This is a genomic window from Streptomyces cylindrosporus, assembly GCF_022698165.1.
Taxonomy (GTDB): Bacteria; Actinomycetota; Actinomycetes; order Streptomycetales; family Streptomycetaceae; genus Streptomyces; species Streptomyces cylindrosporus.
This window is the reverse complement of record NZ_JALDAY010000007.1, coordinates 490147-513429: the sequence shown is the minus strand read 5'-3', so window position 1 is coordinate 513429 and position 23283 is coordinate 490147. Positions and strand designations below refer to the sequence as shown.

Genomic DNA, 23283 nt, shown 5'->3' with positions numbered 1-23283 from the left:
TCATTTTTCGCAAGTACCGTATCCGGCGATGAATGACTTCGCCCAGACCTCGTCGGGCATCCCGCTCAAGCCGGTCTACGGACCGGCCGACCGGGCTGCCGAGCCGCCCGAACCGGGCGCGTTCCCGTTCACGCGCGGCAATTACGCCTCCGGCTACCGGGGGCGGCTGTGGACGCTCCGGCAGTACTCCGGCTTCGGCACCGCGGAGGAGTCGAACCGGCGCTACCGCTATCTGCTGGAGCAGGGCGGCACCGGCCTCTCGGTGGCGCTCGACCTGCCCACCCAGTGCGGCTACGACTCCGACGACCCGGAGGTCGGCGAGGAGGTCGGCCGGGTCGGCGTCGCCGTCGACACCCTCGCGGACGCCGAGGTGCTGTTCGAGGGCATCCCGCTGGACCGGATCAGCACCAGCTTCACCATCAACGGCACGGCGGCGATCCTGCTCGCCTTCTACGTGGCCGCGGCCGAGCGCAGGGGCGTGCCCCGGGCGAAGCTCACCGGCACCATCCAGAACGACATCCTCAAGGAGTACGCCTCCCGCGGCACCTGGATCTGGCCGCCGGAGCCGTCGCTCAGGCTGATCGCCGACACCATCGAGTTCTGCGCGGCCGAGGTGCCGAAGTTCAACGCGATCTCCGTGGCCGGCGCGCACTTCCGGGACGCGGGCGCCAACGCCGTGCAGGAGATGGCGTTCACGCTCGCCGACGGGGTGACGTACTGCGACACCGTGCTGGCACGCGGCCGTATGACGATCGATCAGTTCGCCCCGCAGGTCTCCTTCTTCTTCTACACGCACGGCGACTTCTTCGAGGAGATCGCCAAGTACCGTGCCGGGCGCAGGCGTTGGGCGACGATCGTGCGGGATCGGTACGGCGCGGCGTCCGACAAGGCCGCCATGTTCCGCTTCGGCTGCGTGGCCGGCGGCGCATCGCTGTACGCCCCGCAGGCCCGCAACAACACCGTCCGGGTCGCCTACGAGGCACTCGCCTCGGTGCTCGGCGGCGTCCAGTCCATGTTCACCGCCGCCTGGGACGAGCCCTTCGCGCTGCCCAGCGAGGAGTCGGCGACACTCGCCCTGCGCACCCAGCAGATCCTCGCCCACGAGACCGGCGTGGCCCGGGTGGCGGACCCGCTCGGCGGCTCGTACTTCGTCGAGGCGCTCACCGACGCCACCGAGGAGCGGATCGTCGAGATCATGGCCGACCTGGAGGCGCACGGCGGCATGGTCCGGGCGATCGAGGACGGCTATCTGCAGGGGCTCATCGCCGACGAGGCCTACCGCGTGCACCGGGACGTCGAGGCCGGTACCCGGCCCGTCGTCGGGGTCAACCGGTACGTCGACGAGAACGAGCCGGCGCCGGACGTCGCCGGCTACGAGCTCGACGCCAAGGGCCGCGAGACCCAGCTGGAGCGGCTCGCCCGGGTCAAGGCCGAGCGCGATCCGGCCGCCGTACGAGACCGGCTCGCCGCCCTCTCGCGCGCCGCCGAGGGCAGCGACAACCTCATGGGCCCCCTCGTCGACTGCGCGAACGCCTACTGCACGGTCGGCGAGATGGTCACGGCGCTGAAGGACGTGTGGGGCGAGTTCCGGCAACCGGTGGTGTTCTGATGAGGGCGACGGTGGTGCTCTGATGGGAACCAGGATCCTGATCGCCAAACCCGGCCTGGACGGACACGACCGGGGCGCCAAGATCGTGGCGCGGGCGCTGCGCGACGCCGGCTTCGAGGTCGTCTTCACCGGCATCCGCAGGCGGGTCGAGGACATCGTGGCGACCGCCGTCCAGGAGGACGTGGCGCTGGTCGGCCTCAGCATGCTCTCCGGCGCGCACCTCGCGCTGACGGCCCGGACCGTCGAGGGGCTGCGGGCCGCCGACGCCGGTGACATCACCGTCGTCGTCGGCGGCACGATCCCCCCGGCGGACGTGCCCCGGCTGAAGGAGGCGGGGGCGGCCGCGGTGTTCCCCACCGGAACACCGCTCGACGTCGTGGTGGCGGACGTACGCGCCCTCACCTCGTCCCGGCCCGCCGCGGGCGCGGAGTCTTCGAAACCCTGACCCCTGGAGGGAACGTGCGGATCGGCGTCATGATCGGGCCCGAGCGGGGCGACTCGGCCCGCAAGGTCTCACGGATGATCGCGGACGTGGAGTGGGCCGAGTCGGCGGGCATGGACACCGCCTGGATTCCCCAGATACCCACGGACTTCGACGCGTTGACGGCCGTCGCCCTGATGGGCGCGCGCACCTCGCGGATCGAGCTCGGTACCGCCGTCGTACCGCTCCAGGCCCAGCACCCGATCGCCCTCGCCCGCCAGGCGCTGTCCGCGCAGGCCGCGACGGGCGGACGGCTGGCGCTGGGCGTGGGGCCCTCGCACCACTGGATCATCCAGGACATGCTCGGCCTGCCCTACGAGCGCCCGGCGGGCCTCACCCGCGACTACCTCGACATCCTGGACGCGGCCCGCCGGGGCCCCGGCCCCATCGACGTCGAGAACCGCACCTACACCGTGCACAACCCCCTCGACCTCGCCCCCGTCGCCCAACTGCCCGTCCTGCTGGCGGCCCTGGGCCCGGTCATGCTCCAGCTGGCGGGCGAGCGGGCCGACGGAACCATCCTGTGGATGGCCGACGAACGCGCCGTCGCCGAGCACGTCGTCCCGCGCATCACCAAGGCCGCCGAGTCGGCCGGGCGCCCGGCCCCGCGCGTCGTCGCCGGCATCCCGGTCTGCCTGTGCGGCCCCTCCGAGGTCGACGCGGCCCGCGAACGCGCCAACCGGATCCTCGGCGAGGCCGAGATCTCGCCCAACTACCAGCGCCTGCTCGACCACGGCGACGCCGAGGACATCGGCGACCTGTGCGCGGCGGGCGACGAGAGGGCCATCGCGGCCCGCTTCGAACGGTTCGCGGACGCGGGCGTCACCGACCTGTCCGTACGACTCCTGCCGATCGGCGAGGGCCGCGACGAACTCGTCGCCTCCAAGCGCCGCACCCGCGAGATGATCGCCCACCTCGCCGCGGAGTTCAGGTGACCGCGGGCCCCCTCGCCGGTCTGCGCGTCCTGGAGGTCGGCCACATCCTCGCGGGCCCGTTCGCCACCATGCTCCTCGCCGACCTCGGCGCCGAGGTCACCAAGGTCGAACCACCGGGCGGCGACCTCTCCCGCCAGGTGGGCGACGCCTACTTCGCCAGCATCAACCGCAACAAACGCAGCATCTGCCTGGACCTCGGCAGTGAGCAAGGGCGGGCGGAACTGGGGAAGTTGGCCGCCGACGCGCACGCGCTCCTGGTCAACCTCAAGCCGTCGGTCATACGGCGGCTCGGGCTGACGTACGACAGCATGCGCCGCTTCAACGAGCGGATCGTCTGCGTCGCCGTCACCGGTTACGGCCTGGACGGCGGTGACGACCCGGCCTTCGACTACGTCATCCAGGCCGCCACCGGCGTCGCCGCGCTCACCGGCGACCCGGAGGGCCCGCCGACCCTGCCCGGGTACTCGTCCGTCGACAACTCCGCCGCTCTCACGGCCGCGTTGGGGCTCCTCGCGCAGATCGTGTCCGGGCGCGGCGGTCAGGTCGACGTCGCGCTGCGGGACGTGATGCTCGCCCAGCTCAACTACCGGGCCGCCGCCTACCTCAACGACGGGGTCGAGCCACGCCGGATGCCCAACGGCGCACACTCCTACTACGTGCCCGCCCAGCTCTTCCCCACGGCGGAAGGGCACTTGGCGCTCTTCGTCACGCACGACGGCTTCTGGAAGAGCTTCGCCGCCGAAGCCGGGATCGACGGCTTCCCGACGATGGCCGAGCGCGCCGCGCGCCGCGAGGAGGTGCTGGCCGCCGTCACCCGGGCCCTCGCCGCGGACACCGCCCGCGGCTGGGAGGTGCGCCTGCGTCCCCTCGGCGTCCCGGCGGCGGCCGTGCGCACCCTGCCCGAAGCGCTGGACGCCACCCCGGAGATGGTCGTGCGGGCCGGTGACTTCCGGCTGGTCGCGGGCCCGGTCCGGATCGCCGGACACGAGCCCGAGTACCGGCCGCCGCCGCGCCTGGGCGAGCACGGCTCACTCGTAGTGGACGGTGACTGACCCCTCGTCCGGGACGCCCTGGCAGGTGAGGACGTAGCCCTCGGCCACCTCCTCCTCGGTCAGGGCGTCGTTCACGCGCATGGTGGCGCTGCCCTCGGTCAACTTGGCCATGCAGCTGGCGCAGTTGCCCGCCTCGCAGGAGAACGGCGGGGTGAGCCCGGCCCGGCGGGCGCTCTGCAGCAGCGTCTCGTTCGGGTGCTTGGGCACCGAGACCCGCTTGTTGCCGAGCAGGATCGTGACGGTGCCGGAGACCTCGGGGGCGCTGCTCCCGTTCACCACGGGCGCGGGCGCATCGCCGCCGAACCGCTCGCTGAACACCCGTCCGGGCCCGGGCAGCGCCGACTCCACCAGCTCCATGAAGGGCTCGGGCCCGCACACATACGCGTCCCCGTCGCCGTCCGCGCCGACGAACTCCCGTACGGCGGCCGGGTCCAGGAATCCCCGCTCGGCATCGAGATGCCGTACGACCGTCAGCCGCCCCGGGTGCCGCGCGGCCAGGTCCTCCAGCACCGACCGGAAGATCGCCGCGTCGCGGTCCCGGTCGGCGCACAGCAGCCGGACGCTGCGGTCGGTGGCGGCCAGCGTGCTCTTGGCCAGGGAGAGGATCGGCGTGATGCCGCTGCCGCCGCTGAAGCCGAGCAGCGGCGAGTCGGCCGGGCGGAGGCAGAACAGGCCGCGCGGCTCGGTGAGTTCGAGCTCGTCACCCTCCGACACGTGGTCGAGCAGCCAGTTGGAGACCTTGCCGTCCGGGACGCGCTTGACCGTGGTCATCAGCTCCGCGTCGGTCTCCGGGGCGCTGGACATCGAGTACGAGCGCAGCAGGTGCCGGCCGTCGACGCGCACCCGGAAGACGCAGAACTGCCCTGCCTGGTAGGTGAATCGCCCGCCGTGCGGGTCCAGCACGAACGTCCGGGCGTCGGCGGTCTCCTCCACGATCTTGACGACGGTCGCACGCCGGAACAGGGCGGGGCTCGCCATGGACGCCCTCCTCTACCTCTGGTATCAAGGTTCTAACAAAGCGAGAATACTATTCTCGCTCAGTAGATGGGACCCTCTCAACGGGCGGGGGCGGGATATGACCGAACGGGCCGCGCTGGTCTTCGAGGACCGCGAGTACGGCCGGACGGAGCTGACGGCACTCGCCGACGGCCTGGCCGGGCGGCTTGCCCGGCGGGGCGTCGGGGCGGGGGACCGGGTCGCGCTGATGTCGTCGAACCGGCCGGAGTTCGTGCTCGCGGTGCTGGCCGTCTGGCGGCTCGGCGCCGCGGTCGTACTGCTCAGTCCGGCGTGGAGGAGGGGCGAGGTGGAGCACGCCCTGGAGATCACGCGGCCCGCGCACGCGATCGGCGACCATCCGGTGCTCAGGGGGCTCATGCCGATGCTGCACCTCGACGAGCCGATCGAGCCGGGCCGCGGCGACGAGGTCCGCTACGACCCGCGGGCCGACGCCGTCCTGGTCTTCAGCTCCGGCACCACCGGCATGCCCAAGGCGGTCCGGCACACGCACGGCTCGCTCGCCGCGGCCGTACGCCACTGGCGGGACGCTCTCGGTCTCACCTCCGCCGACCGCATCCAGATCGCCACCCCGCCCTCGCACATCCTGGGGCTGCTCAACATCGTCACGGCCCTGGAAGCCGGTGCCTGGCTGCGGCTGCACCGCCGCTTCGACCTCGACCGGCTGCTGCACCACATCGAACTCGACCGCATCACCGTCGAGATGGCCGTCGCCCCGATCGCGCTCGCCATCGCCTCCCACCCGAAGCTGGAGCGCTACGACCTCTCCTCGCTGCGCTACATCATGTGGGGCGCGACCCCGGTGACCCCGAGCATCGCCGAGACGGTGACCCGGCGCACGGGAGTGGGTTGGGTGCCCGCCTACGGAGCCAGCGAGCTGCCCGTCATCGCCTGCAACCCGCTCGACGGCGCCCGCCTGGACACACCCGGCCGGCCCGTGCCCGGGGTGAGCATGCGCGTCGTCTCGCTGGAGACCGGGGAGGAACTCGGGCCGGGCGAGACGGGTGAGATCGAGGTGCGCTCGCAGTCCCTGATGGCCGGGTACCTGCCCGCCGAGGCCACCGCGGACGCCCTGCACGACGGGTGGTACCGCACCGGCGACGTCGGCAGCCTCGACGCGGACGGCTGGGTGCACCTCACCGACCGGTCCAAAGAGATGATCAAGGTACGGGCCTTCCAGGTCGCCCCCGCCGAGGTGGAGGCCGTGCTGCACGGGCATCCGGCGGTCGCCGACTGCGCGGTGTTCGGCATCCCCGACGGCGCCGACGGCGAGGCCGTGATCGCGGCCGTGCAGCGGGCCGCGCCCGTCGAGGCCGAGGAACTGATCGAGCTGATCGGCAGCCGCCTGGCCTCCTACAAGAGGCCGCGACACATCGAGTTCGTGAGCGGGATCCCGCGCCTGCCCTCGGGGAAGGTGCTGCGGCGGGTCCTCAAGGAACAGGCACTCAAGGAGCGCGATGGACGTACGTCTCACAGCTGAGCAGCGCCAACTCCGCGACGCGGCCGCCCGGTTGGCGAACGACCTCGGGCCCGGTGCCGTCCTGGACCTGGACGACGCCGACCGGATCGCGCGGCTGGAGAAGGCGGTCGAGGCGACCGGCTGGCGGGCCCTGCGGTCCGACGGCGCCTCCGGCGTCGAAGTGGCCCTGGTCGTCGAGGAGTTCGGGCGCGGACTGGTCGACGTACCGCTGCTCGGACCCGTGCTCGCCGACGACCTGGCCCCGGGTGCCTCCTCGGCGACCGTCGCCGTGGCCGGCGCGGCGCGGGACGCGCGCGGCATGCGGCAGGCGGTGGAGCCGGAGGGCGGCCGGGTGCTCGCCACCGAGGTCGGCCCGCTCACCTCCGGCGTCGACCTGACCCGCCGCGACGCCGAACTGCGCGGCAACCGGGAGCAGATCGCCACCCTGACCGACGAAGCCGCCGTCCGCTGGCGGACGTTGGCCCTCGTCGCCACCTCCGCCGACCTCCTCGGCACGGCCCGCGGCGCCCATGCCCTCGCCGTCGACTACGCCAAGATCCGCGAGCAGTACGGCCGTACCATCGGCTCCTACCAGGCCGTCGCCCACCTCCTCGCCGAAGGACTGGCCCTGATCGAGGGCTCGATCAGCGTGCTGCGGCACGCGGCCTGGGCCGTCGACGAACTGCCGCCCGACGAGGCGCTGCACGCCGCCCGCATCGCCAAGCTCTACTGCGCCCGAGCCGCCCGCACCGTCTGCGAGACCGCCGTCCAGGTGCACGGCGGCATCGGCAACACCTGGGAGTGCCTCGCCCACGTACGCCTGCGCCGGGCGCTGGCGTCCGCCGAGCTGTTCCCCGTGCGCCTGGAGGAGATCGACCGTGGACTTTCGTGACTCGCCCGAGGAGGCCGCCTTCCGCGACCGCCTGCGCGGCTGGCTGACCGAGCAGGCCGGCGCCTTCCCCACCTCCGGCGACGAGTACTGGGCCCGCCAGGGCGACTGGCACCGCGCCCTGCACGCGGCCGGCTTCTTCGGCCTGTCCTGGCCCAAGGCGTACGGCGGTCACGAACTCCCGCCTGTCTACGACGTCATCCTCGACGAGGAACTCGCCCGCGCCGGCGCTCCCGCCCGCCCCAGCCTCGGCTACCTCGTCCAAGGGCTGGGCCGGCACGGCAGCGAGGAACTGCGCCGCCGCTTCCTGCCCGGCATGATCGACGGCACCGAACGCTGGTGCCAGGGCTTCAGCGAACCCGGCGCCGGCTCCGACCTCGCCTCCCTCACCACCAGCGCCACCCGCGACGGCGACACCTACGTCCTGCACGGCCACAAGATCTGGACCAGCTACTCCGACGTCGCCGACTGGTGCCTCCTGCTCGCCCGCACCGACCCGGACGCCCCCCGCCACAAGGGCATCTCCGCGTTCATCGTCGCCATGGACCAACCGGGCATCGAACAGCGGCCGTTGAAGATGATGAGCGGGGTGACCAAGGAGTTCGGGCAGGTCGTCCTCGACGGCGCGACCGTACCCGCCGACCAGATGGTCGGCGCACCCGGCGAGGGCTGGGCGCTGGCCATGACGGTCGTCGGCCACGAACGCGAACCCTCCACCCTCGGCTTCACCGCCCGCTACGGCAAACTCGTCCGGGAACTCCTGGCCCGCACCGACGGCACCCCGCCGCCCGAACTCTCCTGGGCGATCGTCGAGACGGAGATGCTGCGCCTGCACGTACGCCGACGCCTGTCCGAGCAGCTCGACGGCGTCTCGCACGGCCCCGAGGGCTCCCTCGACAAACTGCTCATGACCTGGACGGAACAGACCGTCGGCCACGCCGCCCTGGCCGTCGGCGGCACCGGCGACCCCGACCTCCTGCACGCCTACCTCTACAGCCGCGCGCAGAGCGTCATGGGCGGCACCTCACAGATCCAGAAGAACATCGTCGCCGCCCGAATCCTCGGACTGGGAGCCTGACATGACGGACGATCAGAACCTGTACGGCATGCCCGAGGAGATCGACGTCCGCGCGGACGGCCCCCTGCGGATCATCACCCTGAACCGGCCCGCCGTCTTCAACGCCGTCAACGACCCGCTGCACACCGGCCTCGCCCGGCTCTGGCCGCGGCTCGCCGCCGACCGGGAGGCCCGCGCGGCCGTGCTGACCGGGGCGGGCAAGGCGTTCTCGGCGGGCGGTGACTTCGCCTACCTGGACGAGATCAGGCAGGACCCCGACCTGCGCTCGAAGACCATCGCCGACGGCCGGGACATCGTCCTCGGCATGGTCCGCTGCCGTGTCCCCGTCGTCGCCGCCGTCAACGGACCCGCCGTGGGCCTGGGTTGCAGCCTGGTGGCGTTGAGCGACATCGTCTACATGGCCGAGTCCGCCCACCTCGCCGACCCGCACGTCCAGGTCGGCCTGGTCGCCGCCGACGGCGGCCCGCTCACCTGGCCGCTGCACACCAGTCTGCTGCTCGCCAAGGAGTACGCCCTCACCGGCGCCCGCATCCCGGCCGAGAAGGCCGTCGCCCTGGGGCTGGCCAACCACGTGGTGGCCGACCCGCTGGCCGAGGCGACGGCCTGCGCGAAACGGATCGCCGGGCTGCCGAGGCAGGCGGCGGAGAGCACCAAACGCGTCCTCAACATGCACCTGGAACGCGCGGTGCTCGCCACCCTCGACTACGCGACGAGCGCCGAAGAACAGTCCTTCCAGACCGACGACTTCCGCGACACCCTGGCCAGGCTCACCGAGAAGTGAGCTTCCACAGGTGGTCCGCCGTGCCGTTGTCGTCCCACTGCAGGACCTGGGCGCCGGAGGACGTACTCATGCCGTTGACACCCAGCAGAAGACCGCTGTTGTAGTTGGCGATCTTGTAGTACCCGCTGCCGTCCGGGATCAGCTGCCAGAGGTGGTCGGCCGTGCCGTTGTCGCCCCAGATCAGAGCGGTGCCGCCGTCACTGGTGCTCATGCCGTTGATGCCGAGGAGCAGGCCGCTCGCCTGCTGCTGGATCTTGTAGAGGCCGTTCCCGGCGGACACCAGGGTCCAGTTCTGGTCGGTGCCGGTGGTCGAGGTCGCCTGCACGACCGCCGTTCCCTGAGCGGTGCCCGCGCCACTGGTGTCCAGCGCGAGCCCGCTGTTCTTGTTGGTGATCTGATACCGCCCGGCGAGCGACGTGGAGCTGCCACTCGGCGTGATGGTGAGGTGGTAGCCGTCGGAGGCGTTCATGGTGACGGGGACGGTGATGGACCCGCCGCTGACGGTGTAGTCGGCGTCCGAGACGGTGACCGGCCCGGAGACCGCCGTCGTACGGCCCTTGGAGGGCGTGTACTCCAGTCTCACGTGCACGGTGCCGCCGAACGCCGACAGCGAGGACAGCCCGTTGACGGTGACGGCGCAGGAGCCGGTGCAGCCGCCGGTGACGACACTGATCTGGTTGCCGGCCGCGTTGCGCGCGGCGAAGCCGTCGATGCCGGTCTGCGCCGGAGGCGTGGTGACCAGCATGTTCCCGGACATGTCGCCGTACCACTTGTACAGCCAGTACGAGCCGTTGGGCGATCCGCCCGTGTCGGTCAGGGTGTCGCCGAGGGTGCCGTAGTGGTTCCAGAAGGCGAGTTCCGCGTCGTGCACGCCGGCCCGCTCGAACTTGGCGACATAGCCGACCAGCGGCCCGGGCACGCCGACCTCGCTCGTGGTGCCGTACTCCTCGATCGCGATCGGACGCGGGCTGATGCCGAGGCTGCTTTCCAGCGCGCGGTACGCGGAGACGTGCGCGGCAATGCCCTGGCTGCCCTGCAACTCGTGCCAGGCGATGATGTCGGGGACCGTGCCGCTCGCCTTGGCGTCGGTGAGGAAGGTGGTCATCCAGGACTGGTTCCAGGCCGAGTAACTCGGGCCCTGGATCGGTGTGCTGGTGTCCTTCGCCCGCACTTCCTTGTACGTCCGTGCCCAACCCGCGTCAAAGGCACCCGCGTTGGTGGTGTCCCAGGTCCAGTCGGGCTCGTTCCACAGCTCGTACGCGGCGATGTTCGTGGCGCCGGACGACTTCACGGACGCGATCTGCTTGTCCACGGCCGACAGCCAGTCGCTCCAACTGACCCACTTGTAGGGGAAGTTCGGATACCAGTCCGGCATCCGCACGACCACCTTGGCGCCGGCCCTGGCCGCCTCGGGCGCGACCACGAGGGCGTCCCCGCCCGGGGCGGGCTCGCCGTTGGGCAGCTGGCTGCCGCCCGGCGCCATCTGCACGAAGGTGTTCGGCTTCAGCGGCTGCACGAGACTGTCGGTCGGCACGCTCGCCGTGTCCAGGCCGTAGAGGCTGCCGGTGGCGACATGGGTGACCGGGCGAAGGGTCTGGTCGGCGTTCACGACCAGGGTGGTCGCGGAGGTCGGGGAGGCGTGCGCCGGGACCGCGGTGCCGAGGGCGGCGGCGAGCACGACGGCACCGAACGCGGCGGTCGCTCTGGCGCGCTGCCGTCGGCGTCCGGGCAGGGGGATGCGGCTCATGAAGGGGTTCTCCTCACGAGAGGGAAGGGGGGACTGAGCGGTGTCGGACCGGGGGTTCAGTCCTTTACGGCGCCTGCCGTCACGCCTGCCGCGACATAGCGCTGGGCGAGCACGAGCAGGACGGCCGCGGGGACGGACGCGACGACGGCGGTGGCCATGATCGCGTTCCACTCCTGGTTGTTGTTGCCGATGTACTTGTAGATGCCGAGGGTGATCGGCCGCAGATCGCCGCCGCCGTCGAGGGTGGTGGCGAAGACGAAGTCGGACCAGGCCCACAGGAAGCTGAACAGCGAGACGGTGACGAGGGCGTTGCGGCTCAGCGGGAGGACGACCGACCGGAACGTGCGCCAGCTGCCGGCGCCGTCGATCCGGGCGGCCGAGATCAGCTCGCCGGGGATGCCCGACATGAACGCGGTGAAGATCATGACGCCGAACGGCACGGCGATGGTCGAGTCCGCGATGATCAGCCCCCACCAGGAGTTGAGCAGGCCGAGGTCGAGGAAGATGCCGTAGAAGCCCATCGCCATGACGATCCCGGGGATCATCTGCGCGACGAGAAGGGCCAGGCCGAGCGCGCCGCCGCCGCGCGGGCGGAGCTTGGCCAGGGCGTAGCCGGCCGGGGCCGCGATCAGGAGGGTGAGGGCGACCGTGCCGAGGCCGATGAGCAGGCTGGTGCCCAGGTAGGGGAGTTGGTCGTCGAGGACGGCCCGGTAGCCCTCGAAGGTGGGATGCAAGGGCAGCAGATCCGGCGGATCCTTGCGCATGTCCTGCTGCGGGGTCAGGGACACGTTCAGCATCCAGTACACCGGGAACAGCATCAGCGCGGTGAGGACGAGCCCGGTCAGGGTGTAGCCACGTGACTTCACGCCTCCTGCCTCCTCTGCACCCGGATGTACAGCAGCCCGAAGACGAGCGCGATGAGGATGAGGATGTTGCCGACCGCCGCCCCGGGGCCGAACTTCGGCAGCAGCGTGCCGAATCCGAGCTGGTACGACCAGGTCGCGAGCGTCGACGAGGAGTCCCCCGGGCCGCCCTTGGTCATGATCCAGATCAGGTCGAACACCTTGAGCGTGTAGACCAGCCCGAGCAGCAGGGTGATCGCGGACACCGGCCGCAGCAGCGGGAAGGTGATCCGCCGGAACTGCTGCCAGGCGCCCGCCCCGTCCAGCGCCGCCGCCTCGTACAGCTCGCCCGGGATGTTCTGCAGCCCGCTGTAGATGATGACCAGGTTGAACGGGATGCCGATCCAGATGTTCGCGACGATCACCGAGGTCAGCGCCCAGTCCGGCGAGGTGAGCCAGCCGACCGGATCGACGCCGAAGAAGTGCAGGAAGTAGTTCACCACCCCCGACTCGCTGTTGAACATCCACGACCACGTCGACGCCGACACGATCAGCGGCAGCAGCCACGGAATCAGGAACAGCGCGCGCAGGGTCGGCGCGAGCCGGAAGTGCCGGTTGAAGAAGACCGCGAGGGCGAGCCCGATGACGTACTGGAAGGCGATCGAAACGAAGGTGAACACCATCGTGTGCCGCATGGCGGGCCCGAAGGTCGGATCGTCCAGCACCGTCCGGAAGTTGTCCCATCCGGAGAAGGGCGCGTCCCCGGCCACGAAGGACCGCACGGTGTAGTCACGCAGGCTCAGGTCGAGATTGCGGTAGAGCGGATAGAGGTAGAAGGCGCCGAGATAGCCGAGGAGAGGGAGAAGGAAGGCAAGCGCGGTCAGTCGACGCCGAAGAGAGGGGGACAAGCCAACTCCCTGCTGCACAGCGCCCCGATAGGGGCGCGGGGAACTGCGCGACAAGCCCCCACCGGCCCGCAGATTCACAGCCACCGTTTCACCCCTTCCCCGCCGCATCCTGCGCCGCATCCATCGCATCCTGCGGACTCTTGCTCCCCGACAACGCCGCCTGCACAGCCGTCCACATCGGCTGCGAGATCGTCGGGTACTTGGTCCCCAGCCCCCCACTGGTCCGCCCCCGCGCAGCCGCAACCGCAGACACCCACGGCTTCAGCTTCGGGTTCTGCTTCACCTGCTCGGCCTGCACCGCAGCCGTCGGCGCGACGTACTGCAACGTCGTGTCGGTCGGCAGCAGATTCGCGTCGCTCGTCAGACACGTGACGATCTTCTTGCTGACGTCGTAGCGCCCGGTGTCCTTCTGCACGGGCACGGTCACGAACTCCCCGCCCGTCGGTACCGGCGCCGAACCGCCGTTCTGCCCGGGGATGTTGATGATGCCGTAGTCGAAGCCGGCCTTGTCCGCGTTGCCCAGCTGCCAGGTGCCGTTCTCGCCAAACGCGTAGTCCCCGGTCGCGAACTCCTGCCAGCTGGTCGTCTGCGTGTTCTGCAGCACGTCCTTGGGCGCGTACCCCTCGTCGACCCACTGCTTCCACAGCGACAGGGCGGCAACTCCCTTGGCGGAGTTGAGCTTTGTAAGATCCCCGCCCGCGCCCCAGAACCAGGGCAGGAACTGGAAGCTGCCCTCCTCGGTGTTGATCGCGGAGAAGGTGATCCCCTTCTTCCCGGCAGACTCGACCTTCTTCAGCGCGGCGGTCAGGGAGTTCCAGTCCTTGACGGAGGCGGGGTCGACGCCCGCCGCGGTCAGGATCTTCTTGTTGTAGTAGAGCGCAAGCGTGTTGGCGCCGATCGGCACTCCGTACGAGGCGTTGTCGATCGTCCCCGCGCCGATGATGTTCTTCTGGATCGACGACGTGTCCAGACCGAGGTCGCTGGTCTTGTTGAGGATCCCCGCCTCCACCAGCGTGGAGACGACCGGGTTGTCGACGAGCATGACGTCCGGCGCGTTGCCCTGCTGGGCGGCCAGCAGGGCCTTGTTGCCGAGGTCGGTGGTGTCGTACGCGGTCCGCTTCAGCTTCACCCCCGCCTTGGTCCCGCACGAGGTGACGAGCTTCCCCCAGGCCGACGAGGCGTCGAACTGCGGATACGGGTCCCAGAAGGTGTACGACCCGCCGGCGGAGCCGGAGGAGTCGGAGGAACTGGAGCCGCCCCCGCAGGCGGTGAGCGATGCGAGGGTGCCGACGGCGGCGACGGCCGCGAGGAGGGTAAGGCGGGTGGGTATCACGGGGTGACCTCGTTGTCGTAGAGGGAGGGGCTCAGGAGGTGGGCAGCCAGACGCGCATCGCGCCGTCCTGGCGGTTCGCCCAGGCGTAGTAGGGGATGGCGGTCAGCTCGACGGGATCGCCGTCCTGCCGCGGGGCCCGGTCGGCGGTGGTGTACGGCCACCAGCCCGCGTCCGGGACGGCGCGCCGCCGCCCGGCCGCCACGACCGTCGTGACCCCGCCGAGCAGGTCGGGGCGGTGCTTCACGGCGAGCGGGCGGGTGGTGTCCAGGACGATGTCGTCCAGGCCGCCGCCGGGGTGGTCGACCTGCTCCAGGCAGAAGACCAGCGGCCCCCGCTCGATCGCCACGCACCCGCGCACGGCGTCCACCCGCGGGTCGGCCGCGGTGAGCCGGGGTTCGAGGGCGAGCTCCAGCACGACCCGGTCGCCCGGCGCCCAGGTCCGCTCCAGCCGCAGCCAGCCGTCCTCGACGACGGGTGAGTCGTACGTCTCGTCCCCGCACCGGACCCGGAAGTGGCGGCACCACTGCGGGATGCGCAGGGACAGCGTCCAGGGGCGGTCGGCCGGGGTGTCCTCGACGGCGAGGGCGATCGTGCCGTGCCAGGGGTAGTCGGTCTCGGCGCGCACGGCGACGGGGCCGGAGATGTAACGCCCGCTTGCGTACTGGTGGATCTGCAGGCCGTCGTCGTCGCTCGTGGCGAGGTAGTGCTCCAGGCCGGCCAGCAGGCGCATGACGTTGGGCGGGCAGCAGGCGCAGCGGAACCAGCGGGTGCGGCGGGCCGACTGGTCGCCGCCGGGGTCGGTGTGGCCGTCACGGACCTGGAGCGGATTGACGTACAGCCAGCTCTCCCCGTCGAGGGAGACGCCCGCGAGGAAGCCGTTGAAGAGGGTGCGCTCGATCAGGTCGGAGTAGCGGGCCTCGCCGGTGAGCAGGGCCATCCGCCAGCTCCACTGGACCGAGGCGATGGCGGCACAGGTCTCGCAGTAGGCGCGCTCGTTGGGCAGTTCGTACGGGTCGCCGAAGTCCTCCCAGTCGTGGTGCGCGCCCAGGCCGCCGGTGATGTGGGTCTTGGTGGTGGTCATGGCCCGCCACAACCGCTCGGCCGCGGACCGCAGTTCGGCCTCCCCGGTCTCGGTGGCGAGGTCGGCGACCGCGGCCAGCAGATACAACTGCCGTACGGCGTGGCCCTCGACGTTCGTCGCCTCGCGCACCGGGACGCGGTCCTGGCAGTAGGCCTCGCCGCCGAGCAGGCCGTGGCCGTGCCGGTCCACGAAGTACCCGGCGAGGTCGAGGTAGCGGCGCTCGCCGGTCTCCCGGTACAGCTCGACCAGGGCGGTCTCGATCTCCGGGTGGCCGTCGATGCCGTCGATCGCCTTGCCGCTGCCCGGCGGCCCGAAGACGGAGTCGACGTGGTCGGCGAACCTGCGGGCCACGTCGAGGAGTTCGGTGCGTCCGGTGGCCCGGTGATGGGCCACGGCCGCCTGGATGAGATGGCCCGCGCAGTACAGCTCGTGGCCCCAGCGCAGGTCCTGGTAGCGCTCGCCGCCCTTGACCAGCTGGAACCAGGTGTTGAGATACCCGTCGGGCTGCTGGGCGGCGGCGACCAGCGAGACGATCCGGTGGACGTCGGACTCCAGCCGCGCCGAGGGCCCCTGGGCCAGCTGCCAGGCCGCCGCCTCCAGCCACTTGTAGACGTCCGTGTCGACGAACGGGTACGCGCCCTGGAACTCGCCCTCGGCCGCACCCGCCGCCAGGCGCAGGTTGTGCAGATTGCCCGCGGACTCCAGCAGACCGGGGCCCTGCGGGATGGAGGTACGGGCGTTGACGTCCCGGCGGCTGTGCCAGAAGCCGTCGGTCACCTCGGCGACGGCGGGGCGCAGGGCGACATGGGCGTCGGGGCCCGGGTGGACGGGGCCGGGGGAGGGCGGGAGGGAGCTGGTGCGGGGCATGGCTCTCCGGGGGTGTGAGCAACCAAATGGGCAATCGTTTTCCTCGCCGACGAGTAGAGGGGAAGCGGGGAATCACGGTCAAGGGTGGTGCAGAAGATTTCTTGCCTCGCTGAGGGTCTGGTGCTTACCGTGACCGCCTGCGACCATGGACGGGTCGACCCGTCGAACAACCGCAACGGGACATCACGCAGCCGGATTGAGAAAAGGATTGCCCGTGACCGAAGCCGCGCCGCGTTCCCCCGCAGCTCCCTCTGCCGCCTCCGCCCCCGCCGGTCGCGCGAAGCTCGCCGATGTCGCCGCGCTCGCCGGCGTCAGCGTGGGCACGGCCTCCAAGGCGCTGAGCGGCAGCGGCCGGATGCGCCCGGAGACCCGGCAGCGGGTGCTGGACGCCGTGGAGGCTCTCGGCTTCCGGCCCAACCAGCACGCGCAGAGCCTGCACACGGGCCGCAGCTGGACGGTCGGACTGATGACGACGGACGGCATCGGCCGCTTCAGCACGCCCGTCCTGCTGGGCGCCGAGGACGCGCTGGGCGCCGGAAAGATCTCGGTGCTCCTCTGCGACACCCGGGGCGACACCATTCGCGAGCAGCACCACCTGCGCAACCTCATGGACCGCCGGGTCGACGGCATCATCGTCACCGGCCGCCGGACCGACCCGCGCCCGCCCCTCCAGGGCGTCGACGGCATCCCGATCGTCTACGCGCTGTCCCCCTCGACCGACCCGTCCGACACCTCGGTGGCCTCGGACGACCGGGGTGGCGCCCATCTCGCCGTGGAGCACCTGATAGCCACGGGCCGCACCCGGATCGCCCACGTCACCGGCCCGGAACACCACGCGGCCGCCCGCGACCGGGCCCGCCACGCCGTGGACCTGCTGGAGCGCTCGTCACTCCAACTCGCCACCGGGCGCGTCCACTTCGGCGAGTGGAGCGAGGCCTGGGGCCGCCGGGCCGCCGACGCGGTCCTGCGTACGGCGCCCGACACGGACGCCGTCTTCTGCGGCAACGACCAGATCGCCCGAGGCGTGGCCGACGCCTTGCGCGAACGGGGCGTCGACGTGCCCGGCCGGATCGCGGTCGTCGGCTACGACAACTGGGACACCATGGCCCTGGCCTGCCGCCCGCCCCTCACCACGATCGACATGAGCCTCGGCGAGATCGGCCGCATCGCCGCGCTGAAACTGCTGGAGGCCATCGACGAGGGGCCGGTGGCGGGGGTGCACACGGTGCCGTGTCGGCTGGTGGTGCGGGAGTCGACGTGAGGCGCCGGGGGCCGGTCGAGGGTCACTTCGGCGGGAACCGCAGCGCCCCGTCCAGGCGGATGGTCTCGCCGTTGAGGTAGTCGTTCTCGCAGATGTGCTGGACCAGGGCCGCGTACTCGGGGGAGCGGCCCATGCGGCGGGGGTGGGGGATCCGCGGGCCCCAGTACGCTTCCAGTTGGTCGCCCGCCTTGCCGTAGGCCGGGGTGAGGAAGGTGCCGGGGGCGATCGTGACCACGCGGATGCCCAGGGGGGACAGGTCGCGTGCGGCGACCAGGGTCATGCCGACGACCCCGCCCTTGGCCGCGGCGTACGGGAGTTGACCGATCTGGCCCTCGTACGCCGCGATGGACGCCGTGTTGACGATGACGCCCCGGTTGCCGTCCTCGTCGACCGGCTCGCGGCGGGCCATCGCCGCCGCGGTCAAGCGCATGACGTTGAAGACGCCGGTCAGGTAGATGTCGACAGTGCGGCGGAAGCCGGCCAGGTCGAGGGGCTCGCCGTCGCGGCCGATCAGGCGCCCGCCGGTCGCGGGGCCGCCGTGGGTGTCCACCGAGACGCGCAGCGGGCCGAGGGTCTCCGCCTCGGCGACGGCGGCCTGTACGTCGGCCTCCTCGGTGGCGTCGGCTCGGACGTACCGGATCCCCAGCTCCGCCTCCAGGGCCTTGCCCTTCTCGTCGGCGAGGTCGGCGACGACCACGGCCGCGCCCGCCGCGTGCAGCCGGCGGACCGTGGCCTCGCCCAGGCCGCCGGCCCCACCCACCACGAGCGCGGACGTCCCCTGAACCTGCATCGCGACTCCCCTCCCAGGGATACATGGTTCTAGTATTGCGAGAGTAGCATTCTCGCTCTCTGCTGTGATCCCGTCCGGCCCGCCGAGTTGGAGACCCTCATGCCCGAGGCAGTCATCGTGTCCGCCCTGCGCACCCCCGTCGGCACCGCGTTCAAGGGCACCCTGCGCGACACCAGCGCCTTCGACCTGGCCCGTCACATCGTCGGCGCCGCCGCGGACGGGCTCGACCCCGACCGCGTGGACGACGTGATCCTCGGCGAGGGCCTCTACGGCGGCGGGGTCCTCGCCCGGCACGCGGCCCTGACCGCGGGGCTCACCTCGGTCCCCGGCCTCGCCCTCAACCGGCACTGCGCCGCCGGCCTCTCCGCCGTCGCCGGCGCCGCCGCCTCCGTCCGTTCCGGCATGGACGACCTCGTCATCGCGGGAGGCGTCAACTCGGCCTCCACGGCACCGAAGTCCGCCTTCCGGGTGGACGGCGAATGGGTCGAACCCTGGATGCCGCCCACCCATCCGGAGCAGCCGGACGCCCCCGGCAACGACATGTCGATCACCATCGGCTGGAACGTGGCCCGACGCGCCGACATCTCCCGCGCCGACATGGACGCCTGGGCCCTGCGCTCGCACCGCAACGCCGTACGCGCCATCGACGAGGGCCGCTTCGACGCCGAACTCGTGCCCGTCGAGACCCCGTACGGGCTCTTCTCCGTCGACGAACACCCGCGCCGGGACACGTCGTTGGAGAAGCTCGCCGCGCTCAAGCCGCTGCACCCCGAGATCGAGGGCTTCAGCATCACCGCGGGCAACGCCTGCGGCGGCAACGACGGGGCGGCGGCCCTGGTGGTGGCGAGCGACGGCACGGCGGCGGCCGAGGGCCTGCCCGTGCTGGCCACCGTCCGATCCTGGTCCTCCGTCGGCGTCGACCCCGCGGAGACCGGGCTCTCGCCGGTCAAGGCGATCCCCAAGGCCCTCGCCCGGGCCGGCCTCACCACCGCCGACGTCGACCTCTACGAGATCAACGAGGCCTTCGCCTCCGTCACCGTGGCCGCGATCCGCCGCCTCGACCTCGACCCCGACCACGTCAACGTCAACGGCAGCGGCTGCTCCCTGGGCCACCCGGTCGCCGCCACCGGCGCCCGCATGCTCGTCACCCTGACACACGAACTGCGCCGCCGGGGCGGGGGAATTGGGGTCGCGTCGATGTGCGCGGGCGGGGGGATGGGGTCGGCTATGGTGGTGGAGGTGGCGGCGCCGTAGGGAGGGGCCCGGCTCAGAAGAGCGAAGCGAAGATCCTGCCGGCGGTGTCGTTGAACCGGACATGGAGGGGTTCGAGACGCCGACTGTGCCGTTTCGCGGCTTCGAGGTCCGCGGCCCAGATCGCCTCGGTGTCCGGTCGTCACCCGGAGTCGGTCAAGCCAGCTTGGCCACGACCTGTGGTAGATCGATCGTCGTTCGGATTCCCGGTGTGGCCGCGCACACCAACGGCACCGCGTTGACCGCCCGGTTCGCCGTGTACGACGGTGAGATCTCGGCCATGCGGTCCAGGGGGACCGGCAGGCGCAGGCCGACGTCGAGGGGCGCGTCGCCCTCGATCGAGATGTGCCAGCCGGTGTCGTGGAGGTCCCAGGCCGGGTCGAGGTCGGTCGTGCAGTACCAGGTGGCGCGGAAGCGGAGCAGGGGGCGGCCCGCGCGCAGGCCGGTGACCGTGAGGCGTTGCGCGGCCACCGTGCCGGGGGCCAATTCGCCTGCGGCTATGCGGACTTGGCCGCGGGCCGTCGCCAACTCTCCCGTCGCCTCCAACGAGTCGAGAGGTATGCCCAGTTCCTCGGCGATCAGGCGCAGCGAGGGGCCGAAGCTGGTCCGTGCCTGGGAAAGCCGCTCCTCGGCGAACGCGGCCGGTGCGAGTCCGTAGCCCATCACGCCGAACAGCAGCTCGGGGGAGGTGCGTTGGGACAGGTCGGCGTACTCCTCGATGGTCAGGGAGTCGACGCGTCGCGCGATCGACGTCAGGACCAGTGGGACCGCCTCGGTGATGAAGCCGGGGCTGCTGCCCGTGCTGTGGATCGAGGTGCCGCCGCGCTCGCACGCCGTCTCCACCCTCTTGCGCAGGTCGGCATCCATGCTGCCCGGGTGGTGGAACTCGCCCCGTGTCGTCACGACGTTCGCGCCCGACTCCAGCAGCCTGCACACCTCGTCGGCATCGCATTCGAGCGGCATGTACAGCACGCAGTCCGCGCCCAGTTCCAGGACCCGTTCGATGTCGGCGGTGGCCGTGACACCCGTCGGATCCGTCCCGCACAACTCGCCCGCGTCCAGGCCCTCCTTGGCGGCGGAGTGCACGTACACCCCTGCCAGTTCGAGGCCGGGATGCTCGATGACGGCCCGCAGCGACCGCGCACCGATCGTGCCCGTCGCCCACTGCGCGACCCGGAGCGCCGCCGTCATGACGCCGCCTCCCGGGTGAAGCGCAGCAGCGCCTCCTGGGCGTAGGACGCGACGAGCGAACCCCGCTCCGTGAGGACGTCGCCGCGGCCGAAGCAGCGGCCGTGGGCCAGGACCGGGCTGTGCTGGCGCAGCAGCAGCCACTCGTCGGCCGGGAAGGGCCGGTGGAACCACACCGTGTGCGAGGTGACGGCCGAGGCGAACGCCTTCCCGGAGTCGTGCTGGGTGACGCCCGCGACAGGGCGCAGGGCGGTGCCGATGAGGGTCAGATCGGTGGCGTACGAGACGAGGGCCGGCGCCAGTTCCGGCTCCGCCGCCGGCGTGCGCATCCACACGTCGAACTCGGGCGGCTCCGGCAGCGCGGTGTCCAGGTCGGCGGTGGTGCGCGTCTCCCACGGGATCGGGGGCAGGTCGGTGCGGTGTTCCGGGCCGGGAAGGCCCGGTACGTCCGGGGCCGCCTGGTGGTCGGGACCGTCCTCCGCGGCGTGCAGCGAGACCGACGCCGTCGCCACCGCGCCCTTCGGCTGCCGGGCCACCACCGTCAGCGCGGCGAAGGACCCGCCGTCGTGATGGCGCTCCACCTCGTAACGCACGGGCTCCTCGGGCCGGCCGGCCCGCGCGAACAGGGCGTGCAGCGATTTGACGCCCTTGTCCGGGCAGCTCAGCTGCGCCGCCCGGACGAACTGGGCCAGCAACTGCCCGCCGAACACGCGGTGATAGCCGAGTCGTTGGTTGCGCGCCTCGTAGACGAGGCCGGTTCCCTCGTCCTTCGCCCGAAGGTCGAGGCAGTCGAGGAGATCGTCCCAGAGTTCACTCACGGCAAGTGGCATGACAGCGAGGGTAATGGAAATCTTCGTGCACGAGAATGTCACTCTCACAGGGGATTCGGGTGGCGGTAGGTACACCGTCGGTCGGGTGTGCAGGGCCATGTCGAGGCGATCGGGGCCTCCGTAGCGTCGTGGACATGGCTGACAACGAGAACATCAGTGGAACCAAGTCCTCTGCCGCTACGCCCTCGCGGCGGCAGGCGCTGCGCCTCGGGGCCGGGGTCGGCGGCGTCGGACTCGCCGCCGGTCTCGGTGTGCCGGTCGCCCGGGCGGACGAACGCGCCGGGAGCCGGCGGCACGGGCGGCCCGGGACCCGTACGTACGTCCTGGTCCACGGCACCCACAGCGCCGGCGCCTTCTGGACCGCCATCGGGCGGGAGCTGACGCTGCGCGGCCACCGTGTCGTCACCGTGGACCAACCCCTGCACGGGGAGCAGCGGTTCGTGCCCGCGTCGTACCAGACCCAGGACCTGCGCGCCCTCGCCACCGAGCCGTCCCCGGTCGCCGCCCTCACCCTGGACGACTTCGAGCGACGCGTCACCGGAGTCGTCCGCCGTGCCGCACGGCTGGGCGGGCCCGTGGTGCTCGTCGGGCACAGTCTGGGCGGCGCCTCGGTGAGCCGGGTCGGCGACGCCGTACCCGAACTCCTCGCGCACATCTGCTACATGGCCGCCTTCTGCCCGAGCCGCAGCATGCCCTCCGTCAACGCCTGCTCCGACTCCCCCGAGGGGAGGCAGGCCGTGACACCGGTGGACCACATGATCGGCGACCCGGAGAAGCTCGGCGTGCTGCGCCTGAACTGGCGTACCTCCGACCGCAAGGCGCTCGCGGTGTTCAAGGAGATGATCTGCGCGGACTACTCCGACGTCGCGTTCCTGCGGGTGCTGGAGGGCCTGCAGACGGACGAGTCGATGACCGTCTACGACAACCGGGCCGTCGGGCGCGCCGACACCTGGGGGCGGATCCCGCGCACCTATCTGCGGTTCGGCAAGGACCGCACGGTCGCCACCGCGCTCCAGGACCGCATGATCGCGGAGGCCGACGCCCTGACGCCGGACAACCGCTTCACCGTCCACAACGTGCCCGGGGCGGGACACCTCGGCCCCGAGGACCCCACCCGCGTGATCGACCTCCTGCACGGACTGGCGGTCTGACCGCCCGCCGGGCGCGCCCTAGCTGAGCGTGAAGCCCTTCGCGCAGAAGTCCCAGATCTCCTCCGCGGTGAGCGGATGGGCGCCGTCCTGGCCGCTGGACTGGGCGTTGAACATGACGGTCTGCATGGTCAGCGCCGCCACCCGACGGGCCTTGAAGCCCGGACGCAGCAGCCCGGCCTCCTCCAGCTCCGTCATCAGCTCGGTGAACAGCGCGAGCAGCGGAGCGTTCGCCACCCGCATCTCGGCCGGGTGCGAGACCAGCAGGCGCAGCGCGAAGTCGCTGAACAGCGGTCCCTGCCGGCCGGACGGGTCCGGACGCGAGCTGTCGAACAGCTCCTGGACGACGACCCGCACCCGCTCCAGCGGGTTCGACTGCTCGGCCGCGCTCGCGCGCAGCTGGTCGGCCGACTTGCTCATTGCGTCCTCGAACAGCGCGAGCAGGAGCTCGTGCTTGCCGTCGAAGTGCTGGTAGAAGCTGCGCAGCGACTGCTTCGACCGGTCGACCACCTCCTGCACGGTGAAGTCCGTCGTGCCCTTCTCCGCCATGATCGCCTGGGCCGCGTCGAGGAAGCGCTCGACCCTCTGCTCGGCCCGACGTTTCGCCGCCTGGGTCGAGCGCTCCACCGCGCGCTGCTTCCAGGCCGGTTCCTCGGTCGGGGTGCTCACGGGCTGGTCCGCCTTCTGTGCCATGGGGAGAACATTACTGCAGTCTAGCGGCAGCATCCTGCGTCCATGC

21 protein-coding genes are annotated in these 23283 nt (G+C 71.5%); 11 read left to right on the top strand and 10 right to left on the bottom strand.

What is annotated here, in order from left to right; all coding sequences use genetic code 11:
* Positions 1–28: 28 nt before the first annotated feature.
* From MQP27_RS25065 to MQP27_RS25050, 4 genes are read left to right on the top strand one after another with little or no spacing between them, the layout of a single operon-like run.
* Positions 29–1609: a methylmalonyl-CoA mutase family protein gene (locus MQP27_RS25065; protein ID WP_242767666.1), complete on the top strand. Its 1581-nt coding sequence runs from the start codon at positions 29–31 to the stop codon at positions 1607–1609.
* Positions 1610–1631: 22 nt separating this feature from the next.
* Positions 1632–2054, top strand: a complete 423-nt coding sequence (locus MQP27_RS25060) for a cobalamin B12-binding domain-containing protein (RefSeq protein WP_242767664.1) — start codon at positions 1632–1634, stop codon at positions 2052–2054.
* A 14-nt stretch (positions 2055–2068) separates the two neighbouring features.
* A complete protein-coding gene (locus MQP27_RS25055; RefSeq protein ID WP_242767663.1) occupies positions 2069–3025 on the top strand; it encodes an LLM class F420-dependent oxidoreductase in 957 nt (318 codons plus the stop codon).
* Positions 3022–4077, top strand: coding sequence for a CaiB/BaiF CoA transferase family protein (locus MQP27_RS25050; protein WP_242767662.1), 1056 nt, complete (start codon positions 3022–3024; stop codon positions 4075–4077). The genes MQP27_RS25055 and MQP27_RS25050 overlap by 4 nt, the downstream gene beginning before the upstream one ends.
* On the opposite strand, the gene MQP27_RS25045 is transcribed toward MQP27_RS25050, so the two are convergent.
* Positions 4054–5055, bottom strand: coding sequence for a ferredoxin--NADP reductase (locus tag MQP27_RS25045; RefSeq protein ID WP_242767661.1), 1002 nt, complete (start codon positions 5053–5055; stop codon positions 4054–4056). The two genes, MQP27_RS25050 and MQP27_RS25045, sit on opposite strands and share 24 nt — an antisense overlap.
* Positions 5056–5152: 97 nt before the next feature.
* On the opposite strand from MQP27_RS25045, the gene MQP27_RS25040 reads away from it, so the two are divergent.
* From MQP27_RS25040 to MQP27_RS25025, 4 genes are read left to right on the top strand one after another with little or no spacing between them, the layout of a single operon-like run.
* On the top strand, positions 5153–6571 hold the full coding sequence (locus MQP27_RS25040; protein ID WP_242767660.1) for a class I adenylate-forming enzyme family protein: 1419 nt from the start codon (positions 5153–5155) through the stop codon (positions 6569–6571).
* Positions 6549–7442: an acyl-CoA dehydrogenase family protein gene (locus MQP27_RS25035; protein WP_242767658.1), complete on the top strand. Its 894-nt coding sequence runs from the start codon at positions 6549–6551 to the stop codon at positions 7440–7442. The genes MQP27_RS25040 and MQP27_RS25035 overlap by 23 nt, the downstream gene beginning before the upstream one ends.
* Positions 7429–8517, top strand: coding sequence for an acyl-CoA dehydrogenase family protein (locus MQP27_RS25030; protein ID WP_242767657.1), 1089 nt, complete (start codon positions 7429–7431; stop codon positions 8515–8517). Before MQP27_RS25035 ends, MQP27_RS25030 begins: the two co-directional genes overlap by 14 nt.
* A 1-nt stretch (position 8518) precedes the next feature.
* Complete coding sequence (locus tag MQP27_RS25025; protein ID WP_242767656.1) at positions 8519–9298, top strand: enoyl-CoA hydratase/isomerase family protein; 780 nt, start codon at positions 8519–8521, stop codon at positions 9296–9298.
* Here the strand turns inward: MQP27_RS25025 and MQP27_RS25020 are convergent.
* The 5 genes from MQP27_RS25020 to MQP27_RS25000 are packed head-to-tail and all read right to left on the bottom strand — an operon-like array spanning position 9285 to position 16076.
* Positions 9285–11045, bottom strand: a complete 1761-nt coding sequence (locus tag MQP27_RS25020) for an RICIN domain-containing protein (RefSeq protein ID WP_242767654.1) — start codon at positions 11043–11045, stop codon at positions 9285–9287. The two genes, MQP27_RS25025 and MQP27_RS25020, sit on opposite strands and share 14 nt — an antisense overlap.
* A 56-nt stretch (positions 11046–11101) precedes the next feature.
* Positions 11102–11863 (bottom strand): carbohydrate ABC transporter permease, encoded by a 762-nt coding sequence (locus MQP27_RS25015; RefSeq protein ID WP_242767826.1) that lies wholly within the window; start codon positions 11861–11863, stop codon positions 11102–11104.
* Between the two features lie 44 nt (positions 11864–11907).
* Positions 11908–12903: a carbohydrate ABC transporter permease gene (locus MQP27_RS25010; RefSeq protein ID WP_372511304.1), complete on the bottom strand. Its 996-nt coding sequence runs from the start codon at positions 12901–12903 to the stop codon at positions 11908–11910.
* A complete protein-coding gene (locus MQP27_RS25005; protein ID WP_242767651.1) occupies positions 12884–14128 on the bottom strand; it encodes a sugar ABC transporter substrate-binding protein in 1245 nt (414 codons plus the stop codon). Before MQP27_RS25005 ends, MQP27_RS25010 begins: the two co-directional genes overlap by 20 nt.
* Positions 14129–14159: 31 nt before the next feature.
* Positions 14160–16076 carry a glycoside hydrolase family 127 protein gene (locus tag MQP27_RS25000; protein ID WP_242767650.1) on the bottom strand — a complete coding sequence of 639 codons (1917 nt, stop codon included), beginning with the start codon at positions 16074–16076 and terminating at the stop codon, positions 14160–14162.
* 214 nt (positions 16077–16290) lie between these two features.
* Here MQP27_RS25000 and MQP27_RS24995 point away from each other — a divergent pair, with 214 nt between their 5' ends.
* Entirely contained in the window at positions 16291–17337 is a 1047-nt protein-coding gene (locus MQP27_RS24995) for a LacI family DNA-binding transcriptional regulator (protein ID WP_242767649.1), read from the top strand.
* Between the two features lie 22 nt (positions 17338–17359).
* Here MQP27_RS24995 and MQP27_RS24990 read toward each other — a convergent pair whose 3' ends face one another.
* Positions 17360–18127: an SDR family NAD(P)-dependent oxidoreductase gene (locus MQP27_RS24990; protein ID WP_242767648.1), complete on the bottom strand. Its 768-nt coding sequence runs from the start codon at positions 18125–18127 to the stop codon at positions 17360–17362.
* A 99-nt stretch (positions 18128–18226) separates the two neighbouring features.
* Here MQP27_RS24990 and MQP27_RS24985 point away from each other — a divergent pair, with 99 nt between their 5' ends.
* The gene (locus MQP27_RS24985) at positions 18227–19381 is read left to right on the top strand and encodes a thiolase family protein (RefSeq protein WP_242767646.1); all 1155 of its coding nucleotides are present in this window, start codon (positions 18227–18229) and stop codon (positions 19379–19381) included.
* Between the two features lie 153 nt (positions 19382–19534).
* Here the strand turns inward: MQP27_RS24985 and MQP27_RS24980 are convergent, their stop codons facing one another.
* A complete protein-coding gene (locus tag MQP27_RS24980; protein WP_242767645.1) occupies positions 19535–20569 on the bottom strand; it encodes an NAD(P)H-dependent amine dehydrogenase family protein in 1035 nt (344 codons plus the stop codon).
* Positions 20566–21396, bottom strand: coding sequence for an acyl-CoA thioesterase (locus MQP27_RS24975; RefSeq protein ID WP_242767644.1), 831 nt, complete (start codon positions 21394–21396; stop codon positions 20566–20568). The genes MQP27_RS24980 and MQP27_RS24975 overlap by 4 nt, the downstream gene beginning before the upstream one ends.
* A gap of 128 nt (positions 21397–21524) precedes the next feature.
* Here MQP27_RS24975 and MQP27_RS24970 point away from each other — a divergent pair, with 128 nt between their 5' ends.
* The gene (locus tag MQP27_RS24970; RefSeq protein WP_372511298.1) at positions 21525–22547 is read left to right on the top strand and encodes an alpha/beta hydrolase; all 1023 of its coding nucleotides are present in this window, start codon (positions 21525–21527) and stop codon (positions 22545–22547) included.
* A gap of 18 nt (positions 22548–22565) precedes the next feature.
* Here MQP27_RS24970 and MQP27_RS24965 read toward each other — a convergent pair whose 3' ends face one another.
* Positions 22566–23237: a TetR/AcrR family transcriptional regulator gene (locus MQP27_RS24965; RefSeq protein ID WP_242767641.1), complete on the bottom strand. Its 672-nt coding sequence runs from the start codon at positions 23235–23237 to the stop codon at positions 22566–22568.
* Between the last annotated feature and the right edge of the window lie 46 nt (positions 23238–23283).